At 48.7% G+C, this 18,625-nt stretch carries 15 protein-coding genes; all 15 read right to left on the bottom strand.

The features are described 5' to 3' along the window. Window positions 1-129: 129 nt before the first annotated feature. Entirely contained in the window at window positions 130-879 is a 750-nt protein-coding gene (locus tag MNQ98_RS08860) for a cell division protein FtsQ/DivIB (RefSeq protein WP_241932848.1), read from the bottom strand. Between the two features lie 63 nt (window positions 880-942). Next, window positions 943-2,226 (bottom strand): UDP-N-acetylglucosamine 1-carboxyvinyltransferase, encoded by a 1,284-nt coding sequence (gene murA, locus MNQ98_RS08855; RefSeq protein WP_241932847.1) that lies wholly within the window; start codon window positions 2,224-2,226, stop codon window positions 943-945. A gap of 16 nt (window positions 2,227-2,242) precedes the next feature. Beyond that, window positions 2,243-3,148 (bottom strand): UDP-N-acetylmuramate dehydrogenase, encoded by a 906-nt coding sequence (murB, locus tag MNQ98_RS08850; RefSeq protein WP_208915043.1) that lies wholly within the window; start codon window positions 3,146-3,148, stop codon window positions 2,243-2,245. A gap of 160 nt (window positions 3,149-3,308) precedes the next feature. Beyond that, entirely contained in the window at window positions 3,309-4,418 is a 1,110-nt protein-coding gene (gene murG / locus MNQ98_RS08845) for an undecaprenyldiphospho-muramoylpentapeptide beta-N-acetylglucosaminyltransferase (RefSeq protein WP_241932846.1), read from the bottom strand. 5 nt (window positions 4,419-4,423) lie between these two features. Then, window positions 4,424-5,521, bottom strand: coding sequence for a stage V sporulation protein E (gene spoVE, locus MNQ98_RS08840; RefSeq protein WP_241932845.1), 1,098 nt, complete (start codon window positions 5,519-5,521; stop codon window positions 4,424-4,426). A gap of 49 nt (window positions 5,522-5,570) precedes the next feature. Next, window positions 5,571-6,992, bottom strand: coding sequence for a UDP-N-acetylmuramoyl-L-alanine--D-glutamate ligase (murD, locus tag MNQ98_RS08835; protein ID WP_241932844.1), 1,422 nt, complete (start codon window positions 6,990-6,992; stop codon window positions 5,571-5,573). Window positions 6,993-6,994: 2 nt separating this feature from the next. After that, entirely contained in the window at window positions 6,995-7,960 is a 966-nt protein-coding gene (gene mraY / locus MNQ98_RS08830) for a phospho-N-acetylmuramoyl-pentapeptide-transferase (RefSeq protein WP_241932843.1), read from the bottom strand. A gap of 4 nt (window positions 7,961-7,964) precedes the next feature. After that, entirely contained in the window at window positions 7,965-9,383 is a 1,419-nt protein-coding gene (locus MNQ98_RS08825) for a UDP-N-acetylmuramoyl-tripeptide--D-alanyl-D-alanine ligase (protein WP_277883734.1), read from the bottom strand. Beyond that, window positions 9,380-10,867 carry a UDP-N-acetylmuramoyl-L-alanyl-D-glutamate--2,6-diaminopimelate ligase gene (locus MNQ98_RS08820; protein ID WP_241932842.1) on the bottom strand — a complete coding sequence of 496 codons (1,488 nt, stop codon included), beginning with the start codon at window positions 10,865-10,867 and terminating at the stop codon, window positions 9,380-9,382. Before MNQ98_RS08820 ends, MNQ98_RS08825 begins: the two co-directional genes overlap by 4 nt. Window positions 10,868-10,932: 65 nt before the next feature. Further along, window positions 10,933-12,876, bottom strand: a complete 1,944-nt coding sequence (locus MNQ98_RS08815; protein ID WP_241932841.1) for a stage V sporulation protein D — start codon at window positions 12,874-12,876, stop codon at window positions 10,933-10,935. A gap of 85 nt (window positions 12,877-12,961) precedes the next feature. After that, window positions 12,962-15,208, bottom strand: a complete 2,247-nt coding sequence (locus MNQ98_RS08810) for a penicillin-binding transpeptidase domain-containing protein (RefSeq protein ID WP_241932840.1) — start codon at window positions 15,206-15,208, stop codon at window positions 12,962-12,964. 21 nt (window positions 15,209-15,229) lie between these two features. Further along, window positions 15,230-15,652 carry a cell division protein FtsL gene (locus tag MNQ98_RS08805; RefSeq protein ID WP_241932839.1) on the bottom strand — a complete coding sequence of 141 codons (423 nt, stop codon included), beginning with the start codon at window positions 15,650-15,652 and terminating at the stop codon, window positions 15,230-15,232. Window positions 15,653-15,688: 36 nt separating this feature from the next. After that, window positions 15,689-16,642, bottom strand: a complete 954-nt coding sequence (rsmH, locus tag MNQ98_RS08800; RefSeq protein WP_241932838.1) for a 16S rRNA (cytosine(1402)-N(4))-methyltransferase RsmH — start codon at window positions 16,640-16,642, stop codon at window positions 15,689-15,691. 55 nt (window positions 16,643-16,697) lie between these two features. Continuing rightward, complete coding sequence (gene mraZ, locus MNQ98_RS08795; protein ID WP_241932837.1) at window positions 16,698-17,135, bottom strand: division/cell wall cluster transcriptional repressor MraZ; 438 nt, start codon at window positions 17,133-17,135, stop codon at window positions 16,698-16,700. 218 nt (window positions 17,136-17,353) lie between these two features. Then, complete coding sequence (locus tag MNQ98_RS08790) at window positions 17,354-18,622, bottom strand: adenosylhomocysteinase (RefSeq protein ID WP_241932836.1); 1,269 nt, start codon at window positions 18,620-18,622, stop codon at window positions 17,354-17,356. Window positions 18,623-18,625 lie beyond the last annotated feature (3 nt).

Below are 18,625 nucleotides of genomic sequence, written 5' to 3'. Positions count from 1 at the left end.
TTTTTTCTACAATTTTTTTAGTGCCAACATCTGCTAAAAGAGGCCCAAAAAGTCAGAGAAAAAAGAGGGAGAACGACGGGTTGCCAATACATTCAATTATACCATTTTTTCCTACTCCTGAGTAGGGGGCTATTTGCCCTCCTCATCTAGGTTCTCCGGCTTAAAAGACACATAGGAATCCGCCTCCAGCATCGTAATGACACCGGGCTGTTCCATCTCTATCACTTGATTCAGATATTCGACCTTATCGCGCAGCAAGGAGACAGCAGTGATCACTTCGAATTTTGAGCGGGTATACAGTTTGATACGGTCGGGAAAAGAAGGTGTTGGCGACGGTATTATTTCTGAAATGTCAGAAGTCATACTGTTAGGTATATCGGCCAAAACCTCGCTTAATTTAACCTTGTTAGGATCTTTCGGATCCCACTGAGTTAATATAGGCTTCTCCACGGCGATTCCACTAGCCGAAACAGGAATGGATTTCCCGCTGGCCAGGATAGCCTGCAGACTGCCATTTTTAGCAAGCTCGTAGGCGACCGTTGGATATTCAACAACAGTAACATTTACCACACCGGGGAACTTCTTATCCACTTCAGCAGTTTCAATGGTCCCTAATGAAGTCACACGCTCTTTCACCTTGTCGGCATCGACACTAAAAAATTGCATCCCGATCGCAAGCTCACTTTTTTCCATCAACTGCTTATCCGTATTAAACGTATTTCCGATAAAGTGAATCTCTGTTACCTTGCTGACAGGCGAACGAAAAAAGAGCACGGCCAGCAGGGCCAGGAACAGCAGCATCAATATAAATATGATTTTTCTGCCGGTTTTCGGTTTAGGCCTGTCCTCTTTAAGCACAGGAATTTGAGTCTTTGGCATATCCTCTCTCTCCAGAAAGACCTGTCATCCCTCCCATATGGGAGGGATGCTTCAGGACAATAGTCAATTGGCTAAATCTAGTGGCTTCGGTACGGGTGACTGGCGGTAAATCCTTGCACCCAAGCCTTGGAACATGTTCTCAATCTGGTCATACCCACGATCAATATGATGAATCTGTTCTACAATCGTTGTACCTTGAGCAGCAAGCCCCGCTATGACTAACGCCGCACCGGCCCGAAGGTCGGTAGCCTCCACAGTGGCACCATATATTCGCTGTACTCCGCGGATAAATGCGCAGTTCATGTCTGTAGAAATATCAGCGCCCATTCGGGACAGTTCTTCTACATGTTTGAAGCGGCCTTCAAATACCGTCTCTTTCATAACGCTAAATCCGTCAGCCAGCGACAGCAGCACCATAACCTGGGACTGCAGATCCGTCGGAAAAGACGGATACGGCGAAGTTACGATCCGCTCTACAGCTTTCGGACGGCCCATACAGCTTATATTCATTATATCATTGCAGATACTGGTTTGAACACCAGCGCGCTTTAGCACGTGAATAAGAGAATTCAAATGCGACGGATTACATTTGGTGAGCGTCACGCTGCCCCTTGTTGCGGCTGCCGCGATCATGACCGTTCCTGCGACGATACGGTCAGGAATGATCTCATAATCGCAAGGTTCAAGCCGATCGACACCGTGGATTGTGATCGTGTCCGTTCCTGCTCCAATAATATTGGCGCCCATCTTGTTTAAAAAGTGCTGCAGGTCCTGAATTTCCGGCTCCCGTGCCGCATTCGTCAGGACGGTTGTTCCCTTCGCTGTCGCAGCAGCCATCATAATATTCTCGGTTGCACCCACACTGGCAAAGTCCAGGTGAATGTCCGCGCCAATTAAGCGGCGGGCTCTACAGTGAATCTTTTGATCACTTTCCTCGATTTCGGCACCTAATGCCTGAAGTCCCTGGAGATGAAGATCGATTTTCCGTTCGCCGATCGCGCAACCTCCAGGCTGATAAATCGTCACTTCACCGAATCGGGCCAGCAGAGGACCCATCAAGAAGATGGAGGATCGCATCTGCTTCATTAAATCTTCCGGCACATGAAACGAATTGGCGGATGAAGTATCCACAGTGACCGTCTCGAGCTCATGCTTACACTTTGAACCGAGACGGCTCAGAATGTTCAGCATCACTTCAATGTCCAGCAGGTGTGGTACATTGCTAAGCCGGAAATTCCCTTCGGCAAGAAGGCTTGCCGCCAGAATCGGTAAAGCGGCATTTTTTGCTCCATGGATACGTATGGTTCCTGATAGGGGGCTTCCGCCCTCAATCACCAATTTGTCCAATGTATCACCTCCGAGTTTACCGCTCTCCCATGACATAGACCTCAGGCACCAAAGTTATACCGTGTTTCTCTGCGATGGTCTCCTGAACTTTCTTCATCAGGGCGAGCACGTCCTCTGCTGTCGCTTGACCGGTGTTTTCAATGAAATTGGCATGCTGTAGGGAAATCTCGGCGCCTCCGATTCGAAGCCCCTTTAGTCCCGCCGCTTCAATCAACCGTGCGGCATGATCACCAGGCGGATTTCGGAATACACTGCCAGCTGTTGCGGATTGTAGCGGCTGGGTACGCCGCCGGCGGTCCTTATAGGACGCCATGGCCGCCGAGATTTCCTTGCGGTCGCCGTGCTGGAGCTGAAACACCGACTGAATTACGATTCCTTTCCTGTCATGCAGGACGGAATGCCGATAATCAAACTCCATATCTTCCGCAGCAAAGTGAACCAATTCACCTGACTCCAGTACAATGTCAGCGGACTTAAATATGCGTGACACATCAGACCCGTGGGCACCGGCGTTCATATAAACAGCCCCTCCGACTGACCCAGGTATACCTCCAGCAAACTCCAGACCGGTCAACCCCTCTTTACCGGCCAGAACGCTAAGTTTAACGAATGACATGCTGCCTCCGGCTGTTACCAAGTCACCGTCAAAGACTACCTCGTCAAATCCCTGTCCCAGCTTTATGACGGCTCCGCGTATACCTTTATCCGATATGAGCATATTGGATCCGCGTCCGAGCTGTATCCACGGGATATCGTGGGTGTGGAGAATGGCGGCTAGTTCTGCCAATTGTTCCTTCGTTTCCGGGACAATCAGAACATCGGCAGGCCCGCCGATTTTCCAGGTTGTATATTTTGCCAGTGGCTCGTTCTTGAATATTGCTCCGACGTTCGATTGCGATAACTGTAATTCCCACTGCTGCATCTTACAAAAACCTCCCTTGACTTCAAAACCGAAAAGGCCATTCCCCGGCTTGGCGAAGAGATGGCCGCTCTGGATGATACCGGCCTCTTGGGTGAGATTGTCACGATTATAGAGTATCTTATGTAGACCCCTATAGGTGTGTGACAATCGCCCAGCCGTTTTAACGGTTGTTGATCAACCGGTGTATTTCCTCAACAATAACAGCTGCTGAATCGGGCTTGCCGAGCCGACGTGAGGCTTCGGACATGGAATGCTGCGTACCCTGATTTCCCATGATCTCTTCTATTCGGGCAAAAAGGATTTCGGCCGTCAAATCTTTTTCCAAAATCATTCGGGACGCTCCCGCATCTTCCAGCTGCCTGGCATTCGCCTCCTGGTGATTATTCGTCACATTCGGGGACGGTATAAGCACAGAAGGTATTCCGAGCGAAGTCGTTTCCGCTAAAAAGGATGCGCCCGCCCGGTTCACAATCAGTGAAGTAGAGGCGAGCACTTCCGGCATGTTATGCACATAAGGAACGATATGGAGATGATTTGATATCGTACCCAGTTGGCTCCGCACCGCCTCACGAGTTCCCTCAAAATATAAATCTCCGGTTACATATACAAAATGTACGTTCGGCAGTTTGGTCAGCATCGGCGCCATGCCGATCATCGCTGTATTGATGGCCCTAGCCCCGCGGCTTCCTCCAACAACGAGCACAACACGGCTGTCCATCGGTATTCCTAGCGAAGCGAATCCTCGTTCACGATTAGCCGATTGAACTGTAGTTGCCCGTGGATTACCGGTATAAACGACTCTTTTGGCTTTGGGAAATGAGCTTTCCGACCCTTCAAAACTAACGGCAACGGTAGAAGCATAGCGACTCAGAAACTGATTCGTCAGACCGGGTATGGCATTCTGCTCGTGAATCATCGTCGGAATGCCAAGCTTCGCAGCCGCATAAACGACCGGTCCGCACACATAGCCGCCGGTGCCGATTACCACATCCGGTTTAAAATCAGCAAGCAATTTTTTGCTTGTTGACACTCCTTTTAAAAAGCGCATTACGGTCTTCACATTATCAAAGGACATCTTCCGGCGGAAACCAGTAATATCGATGCTCTCGAACGGAAGACTCTCTTGGGGAACAAGCTTGCTTTCCAAGCCCTGCTTACCTCCAATATATAAAAAAGCGGTTTTTGGGTCCTCCGCTTCAAATTGTCTGGCAATAGCGACGGCGGGGTAAATATGGCCCCCCGTACCACCGCCGGTTAATACGACACGCATGCCGTTCACCTCGCATAACGGGATATATTTAATAAAATGCCTAGCGCGGTCAGCATCAGCGTCAAGGAACTGCCTCCATAGCTGATCAGCGGAAGCGTGATACCTGTTACTGGCATAAGCCCTATAACAACTCCGATGTTAATAACGACCTGTATGGCAACCATACCGATAATACCGACAGCCAGCAAACTTCCAAAGCCGTCGTTTACGGTCATCGCCACTCTCATCCCACGCCACACCAGTGTGAGGAACAGGAGCAGAACAATTAAGCCGCCAATAAATCCAAGTTCCTCCGCAAGAATAGCGAAAATAAAGTCAGTCTGGGGCTCAGGAACGTAACTGTATTTCTGACGGCTCATTCCCAGGCCAAGGCCGCCAAGGCCGCCCGGTCCAATCGCATAAAGGGATTGAATAATTTGGTAACCCGTTCCAAGAGGATCGGACCACGGATCAAGAAATCCGGTAATCCGTTTCAGCCGGTACGGTGCGGTCAGAATGAGACCGATGAAACCTGCAACTCCGCCCAAAGCGAGGAATCCTAGATGCTTCATTCGTGCACCCGCTGTAAATACGATCATGAGTGCGGCACCCAACATAACGGCCCCTGTTCCAAGATCCGGCTGAAGCATAATCAGTCCGAAGGCCAGTCCAATCAGTCCAAGCGGTGGCATTAATCCTTTGGAAAAGGACGTTATGTCATAATCCTCACGGCTGAGCCACTTGGATAAGAACAGAATCATTCCTAGCTTCATAAATTCTGACGGTTGGATACCAAATGAGCTAATACCCAACCAGCTACGCGCACCACCGCGAACAACTCCCACACCTGGGATCAATACGATCACAAGCATAAAAAAGCAAATCAATAAGCCGAGTTTCGCATATTTTTTCCATACGCGAAAATCTATGTTTGCAGTAAAATACATGGCAGCAAGACCGAGACCTGCAAAAAGCAGCTGCCGCTTCACAAAATAAAACTGATCTCCGTAATCATGAAAAGCGAGTACGGACCCCGCGCTGTACACCATAACAATTCCGATGGTCAGCAGGGTCAAAATACAAATCAGGAGCCATAAATCAGGCGCCGGACGATTCTTGTTCATGAAGAGGCCACCTTTAGCATACGAAGTAGGGGCTTATCCACCCCCCTACTTACAGATTATGCACCGCCTCTTTAAAAATGCGTCCACGCACCTCATAAGAAGAAAACATGTCCCAGCTTGCGCAAGCAGGCGAAAGAAGGACAATGTCCCCCTGGTCTGCTAATTCGGCAGCTTTCTTTACAGCGGCAGTGAGTGCAGCGGCGGCGTCTTCATCATTATCGACGAGGACGATTTGCTTTAATCCAGCCAGTTCTGCCGCTTTCGCTATTTTTTCCTTCGTTTCGCCAAGAAGCACTACCGATTTGACACGTCCTTTTAAAGAAGGCACGAGTTCTTCGTAGTTAGAACCTCTGTCGAGTCCCCCGGCTATAAGAACAATCGGACGGGTAAACGAAGCCAATGCCATGTTGGTAGCTTTGGAGTTCGTTGCTTTAGAGTTGTTGTAATAGGAGACACCATCGATATCCTTCACAAATTCCAGACGGTGCTCTACGCCCCGGAAATCCGTAAGCGGACCGGCAAGCGCGGAAATATTCCCCCCCGCGGCAATGGAGATGGCACACGAAGCGAGTGCATTCTCGACATTAAATCGGCCGGGCAAAGCTATTTTATCTACTGGAATGATCTCATGGCTGAAGCCTTTGCTGTCCGTATAAACGACCATACGGCTCAATTCATCTTCTACACCGGGCAAGTATGGCGGAACCACATGCACGCCTTCTCGAAGACTCTCATTCATCGAAAAAGGCAAAATATGAGCTTTAATATATGGCACGAGGCTCCGGCATACCGGATCATCCCAATTAAGTACAGCGGTATCTTCTGCTGTCTGATTGCTGAACAGTTTGGCCTTGGAGGCAACATAATCATCCATACCACCATGGTAATCCAAATGGGTCTCCGCCACATTCAGCAGACAGGCTATACGAGGACGGTATTCTTCCGTCCCTTTCAGCTGAAAGCTGCTGAGTTCAACAACCATCCAGTTGTGTTCGGATGCTTCCTGAGCAGCTTCGCACAGCGGTGTTCCTATGTTACCGGCCACAATCGGCGACATTTCCGCGGCTTCCAGCAGTTTGCCGACCCACGTAGTGGTGGTCGTCTTGCCATTTGAACCTGTAATCCCAATCATCGGCGCGCTGCAAAGATGGTAGGCTACCTCTACTTCGGTCACAACCGGAATCCCAAGCTCCTGCGCTTTAAGAACTGGCGGAACATGATATGGAATGCCAGGATTTTTCACAAGAAGGGATACACCTTGATGAATGAGTCCTTCAGGATGTCCTCCGCATACGACGGAAATACCCAAAGCTTCGATCTCCGAAGCTTCGGGACATTCTTCTCGCTCCTTTTTATCATTAACAGTAACCAGAGCTCCGGCATTGTGCATAACCTTGGCTACTTGAACTCCGCTTTTGGCCAGTCCCAAGACAACAACTTCTTTACCCCGGTAAAATTCTGGATGCTTCATCTTTACAACCCCTTGTTAATATAAAGTCCTAGACCCGCCAGCACGAGACCTACAGCCCAAAATGTAATGACTACTCGCCACTCCGACCAACCGGACAATTCAAAGTGATGGTGAATCGGACTCATCTTGAAAATACGTTTGCCCCTCGTTTTAAAAGAAGCCACTTGAAGCACGACTGACAGCATTTCCACCACGAATACCCCGCCGATGATTAGAAACAGCAGTTCGCTCTTCGTTACGATAGCGATGGCACCAATGGCGCCACCGATTCCGAGTGAGCCCGTGTCACCCATAAATACTTTAGCCGGGTGGGCGTTAAATACGAGAAAACCGAGTACAGCCCCGATCATCGCGGCCGCACAAAAAGCTGCTCCAAACGAGGTAGACTGGATAGCAACAAGCGCATATGCTCCAAAAGCAATTGCACTGACACCTGAGAGCAATCCGTCAAGGCCATCCGTAAAGTTGACTGCGTTGCTTATCGCAAGCATCATGACAACGATAAATGGATAGTAAAACCATCCGCCCCAATCGAATGCCCAGTCGGTTCCGGGAACGCCGATCGCTGTACTGTGACCATTCGAAATAAGGAGCCAACACATGATGCCTGCAAACAAAAGCTGTCCGAACAACTTTTGGCGGGCAGTAAGCCCTAAAGAACGGCGAAACACGATTTTCACGTAATCATCTAAAAATCCGATCAGACCAAACCCGAGTGTACCTACAAGCAGCACATAAAAGTTCGTGTCAACCGGAGAAAATTTCACAAAAGTCAAAGTAAAGGCCAATAAAATAATAACCCCGCCCATTGTAGGCGTTCCAGCTTTTTTAAGGTGACTTTGCGGACCATCGTCCCGAACCTGCTGACCAAATTTCATCCGGCGAAGCAGCGGAATAAGCAGCGGTGCGGATATGACAGCAAGTACGAACGATACGCCGATCGTCAGCAATAACAGTTGAAAGTCCATGAAATCACCCCCTTACGTCGTTGTTACCGCTATGCAAGCTTTTTAGTGCTTCCACAACGTCTTCCAGTTTCATGCCACGCGAACCTTTGACCAATACAACATCTTTATTGGTTACCTCATTCGATACCCTTTCGATCAATGCTGCTTTATCGGTGAAGGCCATTACCTTTCCTTCAGGCAGACGAGCTTTGGCTGTTTCCGCCGTATAAATGGACAGAGGACCGTAAGTAAACACCATATCTACCTTGTCAGGCGACACATACTGCCCGATTTCAGCATGAAAATCCTGTTCACGAAGTCCCAATTCAAGCATGTCCCCGAGAACGGCGATTCGCTGACGGAAGCCTTTCATATCACCCAGAACATCCAGAGCTGCTTTGACAGACACTGGGCTTGCATTGTATGCATCGTTCAATACCGTAACTCCGTGCTCGGTTTCAATGCTCTCTATACGCATGCTTGTCAGACGCAGACCCGCGAGGCCTTCACGGATCTGTTCTTCGCTGATACCGTAATGCTCGGCAACTGCTAGTGCAGCTAGCGCGTTTACTACGTTATGGCGACCCAGGAGAGGTAAACTGAATCCCTCACCAGTGTGACGATGGGAGGTAAAGATAATTCCCTTGGCATGGAACATCATGCCTGTTGGGTAATCATCGTTGTCTTCCCCCGACCCGAAAGTGAACGTCTGTAGCCCGTCAGGTTTTTTGGTTTCGGACTCGGCAAGCACTAGAGGAATCAGAGGCTCGTCTCCATGATGGATCAGCAGCCCGCCAGGCTTCATACCACTAACAATTTCCAGCTTGGCACGCGCAATTTCATCCCTAGAGCCAAGCTGCAACATATGTGCTTCACCTACATTCGTAACAACTGCCGTATCAGGCCGGGCAATTGAGGACAGCAGTTCGATCTCATAACGTCCACTCATTCCCATCTCCAGCACGACAATATCCGTTCCCTCCGGCATGTCGAGAACCGTAAGCGGAAGTCCGATTTGATTGTTAAAATTACCTTGTGTTTTATGAACTTTATATTTCGTTTCGAGCAGTGCTGTAACCATGTCCTTTACCGTAGTTTTACCGTTGCTGCCGGTAATGCCTACGACCTTGGCTCCGCTCTGCTCGAGATAGGAAGCAGCCAGCGACTGCAGAGCAGCCAGTGTATCCTTAACAAGGATAACCGGCCCTTCGGGTGGCGTACCATGATCCTCTTGCCACAGTATAGCTCCGACATTAGACTCTAGCGCTTGCCCCGCAAAATCATGGCCATCAAAACGTTCGCCAACAAGTGGAACATACAAACTGCTTTGCTGGATTTTCCGTGAGTCTGTACTAACTCCTTGAATCATAACTTCTTCATCTTGTTTACACATAAGCGCACCGCAGCACATAGCTGCGATGCTTCGCAATGGTTTTTGGATCACAATTGTCTGCCCCTTATCGCTTCTTTTGCAACGATGCGGTCGTCAAAATCAAACATTTTCCCCGCGATCAGTTGATAGGTCTCATGACCTTTCCCCGCAATCAATACTACATCTCCCGGGCTTGCCATTTCAATAGCCTTTTTAATTGCTTGCCTGCGGTCTACAATGAGCTGGTAACGTTTCTCAGAAACTCCGTCCTCCAACAGGCCCGCTTCGATATCTTTCAAGATAAGATCAGGATCCTCTGATCTCGGATTATCAGAGGTCACAATGACGGTATCGCTTAATCTTGCAGCGATTTTGCCCATAATCGGACGCTTGCTTGTATCACGGTCTCCGCCGCAGCCAAACACGGTCAAAATCTTGCCCTGAACAAATTCCTTGATGGTGCGGAGCACATTATCCAGACCATCCGGCGTGTGGGCATAATCCACAATAACAGCAAATGGCTGTCCCGCATCTACCGCTTCGACCCGGCCTTCTACTCCAGGCACGGATTCGAGGCTTTTTTTGATATCCTGCAGCGGTACTTCTTCAAGCAGCGCTGCAGCAATGGCTGCCATCGTATTATACACATTGAATTTACCGATCATCTTTAGTGAAATATCTGTACTGCCTCGAAAAGTATCTACATGAAATGAAGTTCCCTGAGCCGTTATTGCAATGCCGGTCGCACGTACATCCGCGTTCTCGTGTAAACCGTATGTAATGACTTCAGCTGATGTCAGTTTCGCAAACTGTTCGGAAGCTTTATCGTCTGCGTTGAGAACCGCGTACTTTCGCTGTTTGGGATCTTTGGCAAAAGCATTGCCGAGTCGTGAGAAAAACAACCCTTTAGCACTCTGGTATTCTTCCACGGAGTTATGATAGTCCAGATGATCCTGTGTCAAATTCGTAAAGACAGCCGTCCGGAAATCGGTTCCTTTCACTCGCCCCTGTTCCAGAGCATGGGAGGATACTTCCATAACGCATAACTGTGCACCCGTTTGTGCCATGTCGTTCAGACTTCGCTGCAGCTCGAGCGCTTCTGGTGTCGTTCCCGACATCGGGAACGACCTGCCGTCATACTTCATTTGGATCGTGCCGATTAATCCGGTTTTCAGACCATAATCACTCATGATTTTATCAATGAGATACGTCGTCGTTGTCTTTCCGTTCGTTCCGGTTACACCAATTGTAGTCATGCGCTTGCTTGGCTGGCCATAAAACGTATCGGCCAACGTCGCCATAGCGAACCGGCAGTCCTTCACAATAACTTGCGGAAGTGCAGTCTCCAACCTTCGGTTTACAACAAGGGCTGCCGCACCATTATCTCCTGCTTCACCTGCATAATCATGTCCGTCCACCGTATGACCCGGCAAGCAAATGAACAAATCCCCGGGAATCACTTGTCTGGAATCGGTCTGAAGTCCGGAGACGTTAATCTCACCATCGCCAATGATAACGGCTGCGGCCAAAACGGATGTCAATTCGTTCAGTTTCATCCTCATCCCTCCAAATATGCGCCCATTAGCATCGGCATCCTTCTACTGCGAAGCGGATGCATCCGCTAGTGCCCATGCTCATCTTCAGACGAAGTGCCCATATATATCCGGATCGTTGAACCTCGTTCCACCCGGCTTCCCGGCTTCGGTGCCTGACTGATCACCTTACTTCCGGTGCCCGATTTAGCAAGCATGAAGTTCATGTTCAGATCTTCATACAAATCCTGAACCGTTGCACCGACCAGGTTAGGTACAGTAACCGTTGGCGTTTCCCCGTACTTGTATTCCCGCGCCATCTGATCTTTCCGCTGTGGAACCTGCATGTAATGTAGCGAATCCTCCAGGATGTTCTGCACGATTGGTGCCGCTACGACGCCCCCAAACTGAATTCCCTTCGGGTTGTCTACTGCAGCATACACGACAATCTGCGGATCATCTGCTGGCGCGAAGCCTATAAAGGATACGATATGCTCGGTCGAAGAATAACGGCCGTTGATAACTTTCTGAGCGGTACCGGTTTTTCCGCCAACCCGGTAACCGTCAATAAAGGCGGGACGACCCGTTCCTTTGGCAACGACGCTTTCTAGCGCCTCTCTTACTTGTTTGGACGTTTCTTCCGAGATAACCTGCCTCACCGGCTCTGGTTTAATTTCATCAACGACTTCACCGGTCTCTGGGTGAATCCACGCTTTGGCTACATGAGGCTGGTATAGATTGCCGCCATTAATAGCGGCGGAAACCGCAGCGACCTGTTGAATCGGCGTAACAGAAACCCCCTGTCCAAATGCTGTTGTAGCCAACTCTACCGGACCTACTCTCGACAGCTTGAACAAGATGCCGTTTCCCTCACCAATCAGATCTACACCTGTCTTTGCGCCAAAACCGAAATCACGGATATATTGGAAGAGGGTTTCTTTACCCAGCTTCTGACCGAGTGCCACAAACCCTGGGTTGCAGGAGTTCTGAACGACTTCCATAAACGTCTGGCTTCCGTGTCCCCCTCTCTTCCAGCAGCGAAGTCTTGCTCCGCCGACCTCAACAGCGCCAGAATCATAAAAATGATCATTTTTCAAATTCACCTTGCCTTCTTCCAGTGCTGCAGCAAGGGTGATGATTTTAAACGTTGATCCCGGCTCGTATGTCATCCAAATCGGAAGATTACGGTTATAGATGTCCGGTTCAAATTCTTTATACCTTGCCGGGGAATATCCAGGCCGGCTGGCCATGGCCAAGATCTCGCCATTTTTAGGATTCATCGCGATGGCCCAACTGGCATTTGCTTGGTATTTGACCATAGCCTGATCCAATTCACGCTCCATAATGGATTGAATGGATATGTCAGTGGTAAGCAACAGATTCAGTCCGTCTCTAGGCTCCATATATTTCTCGGATGACCCAGGCATCAGCCGACCGCCGGCATCTGACAAATAGGAGATACTCCCATTGAGGCCTCTAAGCTTATCATCAAATTTCTTCTCGGTTCCTGTCAGACCCTGATTGTCGATACCCGTAAAGCCAAGGATATGTGCCGCGAGTCCGCCGTAAGGATAGTAGCGCGTATTGTCCTCAGCAACAACGATACCCGGCAGCTTCAAATCACGAATTTCCTGAGCCAGCTCCATCGTAATTTTTCGTCCGCCGGGTTTAAGCCGTTCTACCATGGATCCCCGCTTCGTAATAATCTTCTTCACGTCGGCCTCGTTCATGCCAAGCTTCGAGGCCAACAATGTTGCTGTTTTATCCGGTTCCTTGATCTGAACTGGAATAGCCATGATGGTTGGTGTACTAATATTCGTAACTAATGCTTCACCGTTGCGGTCAAGGATTTCCCCCCGTTTAGCAGTAAACGGAATGTTGCGGCGCCAGGACTCCTCTGCTTTCGCCGACAGCTCTGCACCTTCCCCAATCTGAACGTAGGCAAGCCGGACAACAAGTGCAGCGAACAGCAGAAACAGCAGCAACAGAGTCCAGAGCAGCCTCCTCCGCTGAGATACAATAGATACTTTCAACTAAGCTTCCCTCCCCATCGAACCCGTAAGCTCATGAATTACGTTTATCACATGAGTATTCGGGACAACTAGGGGTTAGAACAAGCTATTCCTTACCGGATGCTGTCTCATCTGTTTTGGCTGCATCCGGTTCATCGCCGGACGAGGATGAATCAACGCCCTTTACGGTATCCTCTGCAGACTTCAGTGTCAAATAAACGACACGACGGCCGTTCTCGGTTGCTTCCTTCTGCTCGGCAACGTAGCCCTCACCTTGGACACTGACGCGTACCTTCATCAAGGTGAGAACCTCCATGGCATCCCGCAGAGATTCTCCCTTCAGATCCGGTATCTTCATCTTTGCGTCATCTTCCGTCAGAAGATATATCCGCTGACCGGCTCCCATCGATGCGCCTGCCGAAGGATACTGCTTCTTTACAGTGCTTCCTTTACCCAAAGTTTCAAAAGGAAACCCTTCAGCCAGGAGCTTCGTTTTAACCTCGCTGACCTTCATTCCTGCCAAGTTAGGCGTTGTGCGAACATCTGCAGCAGCTGGTTTATCATTTTTATCTTTTTTATCTTTTTTGTCATCCGGAGATTCTGTTTTAGGAACACCCCAGTATTTCAAAGACTGGGATACAATCTTTTTGAATACAGGCGCCGCAGCTGCACCCCCGCCGATTTGCTCACTCGGCTCGTCGATAATGACTAGCACGGCGATTTTCGGGTCATCCACAGGAGCATATCCGATAAAGGAAGCAACTACTTTGTTTCGGTCGCTGTAATCCCCTTTTATCGCTGTTCCGGTTTTACCGGCTACGCGATAACCATCGATGTATGCTAGTTTACCGCTACCTATCTCCTGGTCAGCAACGACCTGCTCAAGATATTCGCCGGTTTTTCTTGCCGTCTCTGGAGAGATGACCTGGCGCACGACTTCAGGCTCGATATTTGTTATCTCACCTGTATTCGGATCTTCTTTTTGTTTCACGATCTGAGGTTTCATCAGCTTGCCGCCGTTAGCTACAGCTGAAATGGCTGCAATCTGCTGAATCGGCGTAACCGAAACAGCATAGCCGTAAGGAACAGTCGAGATGTCGATATCTCTCTCCATATTCATACGTCCGAGCCCTTCACCTGGGAGTTCGATCTCTGTCCTTTCACTGAAACCGAAAGCATTAATATAACTTTTCAGGCGCTCTTTGCCGAGCATTTCATATCCAAGCTTTACAAAGGCAACGTTACTGGATCTCTTCACACCATCTAGATAAGAGATCTGCCCCCCCCATCCTTCACGTCTGACATCCCAGTGTGTTCTGCCGCCCGCACGGATGGAGCCTGACATATAAGTTGCATCGGGTTTGAATAAGTTCTCCTGGATTGCGCTGGCAAGTGTAACGATTTTGAAAGTCGAACCAGGCTCATAAGTCGATCTAACCGCATGATTGTAAAAATTCTTCATATCGGGAGTATTCCAGAATGTATTCGGATCAAAGGTTGGCACATTCGCCATCCCTAAAATTTCCATCGTGTTCGGATCGGCAGCAATAACTGTCATACTGACTGGATTATATTGTTCATATGCTTCACGCATAGCATCCTCGATATAATACTGGATTGTGTCATCGATCGTCAGCTTAAAATTTTTTCCATTCTTGGGTGGCTGGTAAACTTCGTCAGCCGAAGGGACCTTTACTCCCTTCTTATCACTCTGATATTTGGCAAAACCATTAACGCCCTTGAGCTCATCATCAAAATAATATTCGAAACCGTCTCTGGCAATTCCTTGACGGTCCGTATATCCCAAAACATGCGCAGCCAAGGTGTTTCTCGGATAAAAACGCTTCTTCTCGTTTATTATCGAAATTCCGGTATCCGGTACCTTTCCTGCAGATAGAAGTTGCTGCTTGAGCTCGCTCATCAACTTTTCAACTTGATTTTTCTTTTCTTCATCAATTTTCCAGCCTTCAAGACGAACTTCTCGATAGACATGATAGCTTCCATCTTCCTTCTTGGCCGTTATAAGCTCTCGAAGCTCATCTTCTTTCTTATTCAGTACCTTGTGAAGTCCTTCTACGACCTCATCCTCCAGATCATTCGCTTGAATGACCTTCGGGTTTACAGCGACGGTATATGCCGGCGCATCCATGGCAAGAATATCGCCATCCCGATCCATAATTGTGCCGCGGGATGCCACAAGTGTCTCCTCACGGTCCCAGTTAGCCAAGGCTTTCTCCTGCCAGAAATCATTATCAATGACCTGCAGCCAAAAAATACGTCCAATCAATAAAAGAAAAAAGAGGGTAATCACTCCCCCTATTAGCAATGTACGCAGTTTAATTTTTTTTATCATCGGTCCAACCTCACTACTATTCTAGTTTTGTCCCGACTGTGCACTGGATGTATCTGATTTGCCAGGTATCGCAGGAACGTGTATCGCATCGCCTTGCTCAACCTGAACGTAGCCAAGTTCCTTTGCTTTTTGCGCAATCCCCATCTCCAGAGTCTGCTTCTTTACTTGAAGTGTATCCATGCTTTTGTTCAGCTTGTGGATATCAGAGTCAGCATTCTGTATCTGACGGTTCAGATCATAAACTTTCACATGGCTCATCCCAACCCAACCCGTAACTGTGACAACAAACAGTACAGACATCAGGTAGAGAAGCTTTTCTCTTTTGGGCAATTGAGAGCGGCGCTTAATGACAGTCGTTTTCTCGAGATATTGTGACGGCTGTTGCTTCTGTGGTTGTTGCTTCTGTCTCTCTTGAACGGCCAAATTACCGCGTGTGTAGGCCATGGCTGTATTCTCCTTCTTCTTGTATTTCTCAGTGCGTTATAACTTTTCCGCAATACGCAGCTTGGCTGAACGCGCGCGGGGATTTTGCGCTAATTCCGATTCACTAGGAACAATTGGCTTCCGGTTTACTAGCTTTAATGTTCCTTGACCTCCACCGCAAACGCACATAGGAAAATCTGGCGGACAAGTACACTTCGGAATGTAACTGTTAAATATTTGTTTGCAAATCCGGTCCTCCAGGGAGTGAAAAGTGATGACGGAAACCCGTCCTCCCGGTGCAAGACATGAAATCGCTTGATGCAGCGCATCTTTAAATGCACCGAGTTCATCATTCACGGCAATTCGCAGCGCCTGAAAGCTCCGCTTTGCCGGATGACCTCCCGTCCTGCGGGCAGCGGCCGGAATTCCTTCTTTAATCATATCGACCAATTGACCTGTCGTTTGAATGGGACTAATTTCCCGCCTTTCGCAAATAACCCTAGCAATTCGTCTTGAAAACTTTTCTTCACCATATTCGTATAAAATCTTGGCGATTTCCTGTTCTGACCATTCATTCACGATTTCAGCCGCTGTAAGTTCTGCAGACTGATCCATCCGCATATCGAGCGGTGCATCGTGATTGTAGCTGAATCCTCTCTCCCCCTCATCAAATTGCGGTGAAGACACGCCCAAATCAAACAGAATACCGTCAACATGGGAATGGCCATCCTCGTCACGATCGACTTCGCTATGGAGTACCTCCTCCAAATCGCGGAAATTCGTCTTGACCAGGGTAACCTTGTCTCCATATGGATTAAGAACCTCTTTTGCGTTATCCAGCGCCCAATCGTCCTGATCAAGCGCGATCAAACGGCCCCCTGAACCCAGTTTGGAAGCAATCAGCGAGCTGTGACCCGCTCCTCCCAGTGTACAGTCAACATATATACCGTCTGGTTTGATGCGCAGCCCTTCTGTCGCTTCTTCTTTAAGCACCGTGATGTGATGAAACAAGCTGCAGCCCTCCATAATTGTCTACTCATCCAACATGTTATGTAATGCGGATTGATTAAAGGTCGAAATCAAAGTCGACCAGCTTCTCAGCGATGTCATTAAATGCTTCTTCTGACTGCTGATAATACTTCTGCCATTGCTCTTTGCTCCAAATCTCCACCCGATTCGAGACGCCGATGACAACGCATTCCTTATCGAGCTTGGCAAATTCCCGCAAATTGCCCGGCAAATTTACCCTTCCCTGTTTATCCCATTCGCATTCCGTCGCCCCTGAGAAAAAAAACCGGGTAAACGCACGTGCGTCCGACTTCATGAGTGGAAGGGATTTGAGCTTTTGTTCCATAATGGCCCATTCTTCAGTGGGGTATACAAAGAGACACTGGTCTAAACCGCGGGTTACAATAAAAGAGTTGCCAAGGAGATCCCTAAATTTTGCCGGGATAATGATCCTTCCCTTGTCATCGATGCTATGCTGAAACTCCCCCATAAACATCAGGCACTCTCACTCCTTAACCCCGATTCCCCACTTTGCACCACTTTCCACCACTTTAGAATAATAGATTCGTCATCAAGAATCAAATCCCTTCAAGCAAGTTATTGTTTTTTTTAGCGACCACTTCCATTACGCGGCAAAAAAACCCTCATTTGAATTCCATCTGAATTCAAATGAGGGTTCCAAGTTATTTATAAAAAGCCTGTTACCATGCGGTTTTAATGCTGCTCCCAGCTATTCAGGTAAGATTTTTGCGTCTCACTTAGCTCGTCAATGGCAATTCCAAGACTTTCTAATTTATACCGAGCTACTTGTTCATCCAATTCATAAGGCACATTGACGACGCGATTGCCGATGCTTTGATAAAGGTCATTTACATATTTCAGCGAAAGTGCCTGCAGCGCAAACGTCATATCCATAATTTCTGCCGGATGCCCGTCGCCTGCTGCAAGATTCACAAGACGCCCTTCAGCGAGCAGGTAGATCTTACGTCCATCTTTCAATTGGTACTCTTCAATATTGCGCCGTACGGTGCGAATAGATTGTGAGCGCGAAGCCAGATCAGGCTTGTTAACTTCAACATCGAAGTGACCGGCATTGGACAAAATCGCCCCGTCCTTCATCACATCATAATGCTCGCCGTTAATCACATCGCGGTTCCCTGTAACCGTAACAAAGAAATCACCGTGCTTGGCTGCTTCACCCATCGGCATTACACGGAAACCGTCCATATAGGCTTCCACCGCTTTAATCGCATCAACCTCGGTAACAATGACGTTTGCACCCAATCCCTTGGCTCGCATTGCTACCCCTTTACCACACCATCCGTAACCAACAACAACTACGGTTTTGCCCGCTACAACGAGGTTAGTCGTCCGGTTAATTCCATCCCATACAGACTGTCCGGTACCGTAACGGTTGTCGAACAGGTACTTGCAGTACGCATCGTTCACAGCAACCATTGGGAATCTCAGAGCATCTTCTTTTTCGAGCGACTTCAAACGAAGAATTCCGGTTGTCGTCTCCTCAGCTCCTCCGCGTATGCCCTCGAGCAGATCAGGACGCTCCGCATGGAGAATCGTTACAAGATCACCGCCGTCATCGATCAGGAGATCTGGCTTGCTTTCCAGTGCCTGGATGAGCAGTTCCTTGTACTCCTCGGCCCCCGGGTTGTACTTGGCAAAAACGGTTATCCCATCCTCCACCAAAGCCGCACATACATCATCCTGCGTAGACAGCGGATTGCTTCCTGTAATCGTAACCTCGGCACCGCCGGCTTGAACAACCTTAGCGAGATAAGCGGTTTTGGCTTCGAGATGCAATGAGATTGCAACCTTCAGACCTTTGAACGGCTGTTCCTCTTCAAATTGCTTGCGAACCCGGTTTAGCACAGGCATATGCGCCTCTACCCAATCGATTTTTAGATGTCCCTCTGGTGCCAGTTTCAAATCCTTGATTACGCTATTCTGAATTGATGATGAACTCATAAT

The organism is Paenibacillus sp. N3/727 (assembly GCF_022637315.1).
In the GTDB taxonomy this organism is placed as follows: domain Bacteria; phylum Bacillota; class Bacilli; order Paenibacillales; family Paenibacillaceae; genus Paenibacillus_AQ; species Paenibacillus_AQ uliginis.
This window is presented reverse-complemented; position numbering and strand designations above follow the sequence as displayed.

Excerpts from the sequence above, each read along its gene's own strand:
- MNQ98_RS08860 (WP_241932848.1), bottom strand. The coding sequence starts at position 879 with ATGCCAAAGACTCAAATTCCTGTGCTTAAAGAGGACAGGCCTAAACCG.
- murB (WP_208915043.1), bottom strand. The coding sequence starts at position 3,148 with ATGCAGCAGTGGGAATTACAGTTATCGCAATCGAACGTCGGAGCAATA.
- murG (WP_241932846.1), bottom strand. The coding sequence starts at position 4,418 with ATGCGTGTCGTATTAACCGGCGGTGGTACGGGGGGCCATATTTACCCC.
- spoVE (WP_241932845.1), bottom strand. The coding sequence starts at position 5,521 with ATGAACAAGAATCGTCCGGCGCCTGATTTATGGCTCCTGATTTGTATT.
- murD (WP_241932844.1), bottom strand. The coding sequence starts at position 6,992 with ATGAAGCATCCAGAATTTTACCGGGGTAAAGAAGTTGTTGTCTTGGGA.
- mraY (WP_241932843.1), bottom strand. The coding sequence starts at position 7,960 with ATGGACTTTCAACTGTTATTGCTGACGATCGGCGTATCGTTCGTACTT.
- MNQ98_RS08820 (WP_241932842.1), bottom strand. The coding sequence starts at position 10,867 with ATGAAACTGAACGAATTGACATCCGTTTTGGCCGCAGCCGTTATCATT.
- MNQ98_RS08810 (WP_241932840.1), bottom strand. The coding sequence starts at position 15,208 with ATGATAAAAAAAATTAAACTGCGTACATTGCTAATAGGGGGAGTGATT.
- MNQ98_RS08805 (WP_241932839.1), bottom strand. The coding sequence starts at position 15,652 with ATGGCCTACACACGCGGTAATTTGGCCGTTCAAGAGAGACAGAAGCAA.
- mraZ (WP_241932837.1), bottom strand. The coding sequence starts at position 17,135 with ATGTTTATGGGGGAGTTTCAGCATAGCATCGATGACAAGGGAAGGATC.
- MNQ98_RS08790 (WP_241932836.1), bottom strand. The coding sequence starts at position 18,622 with ATGAGTTCATCATCAATTCAGAATAGCGTAATCAAGGATTTGAAACTG.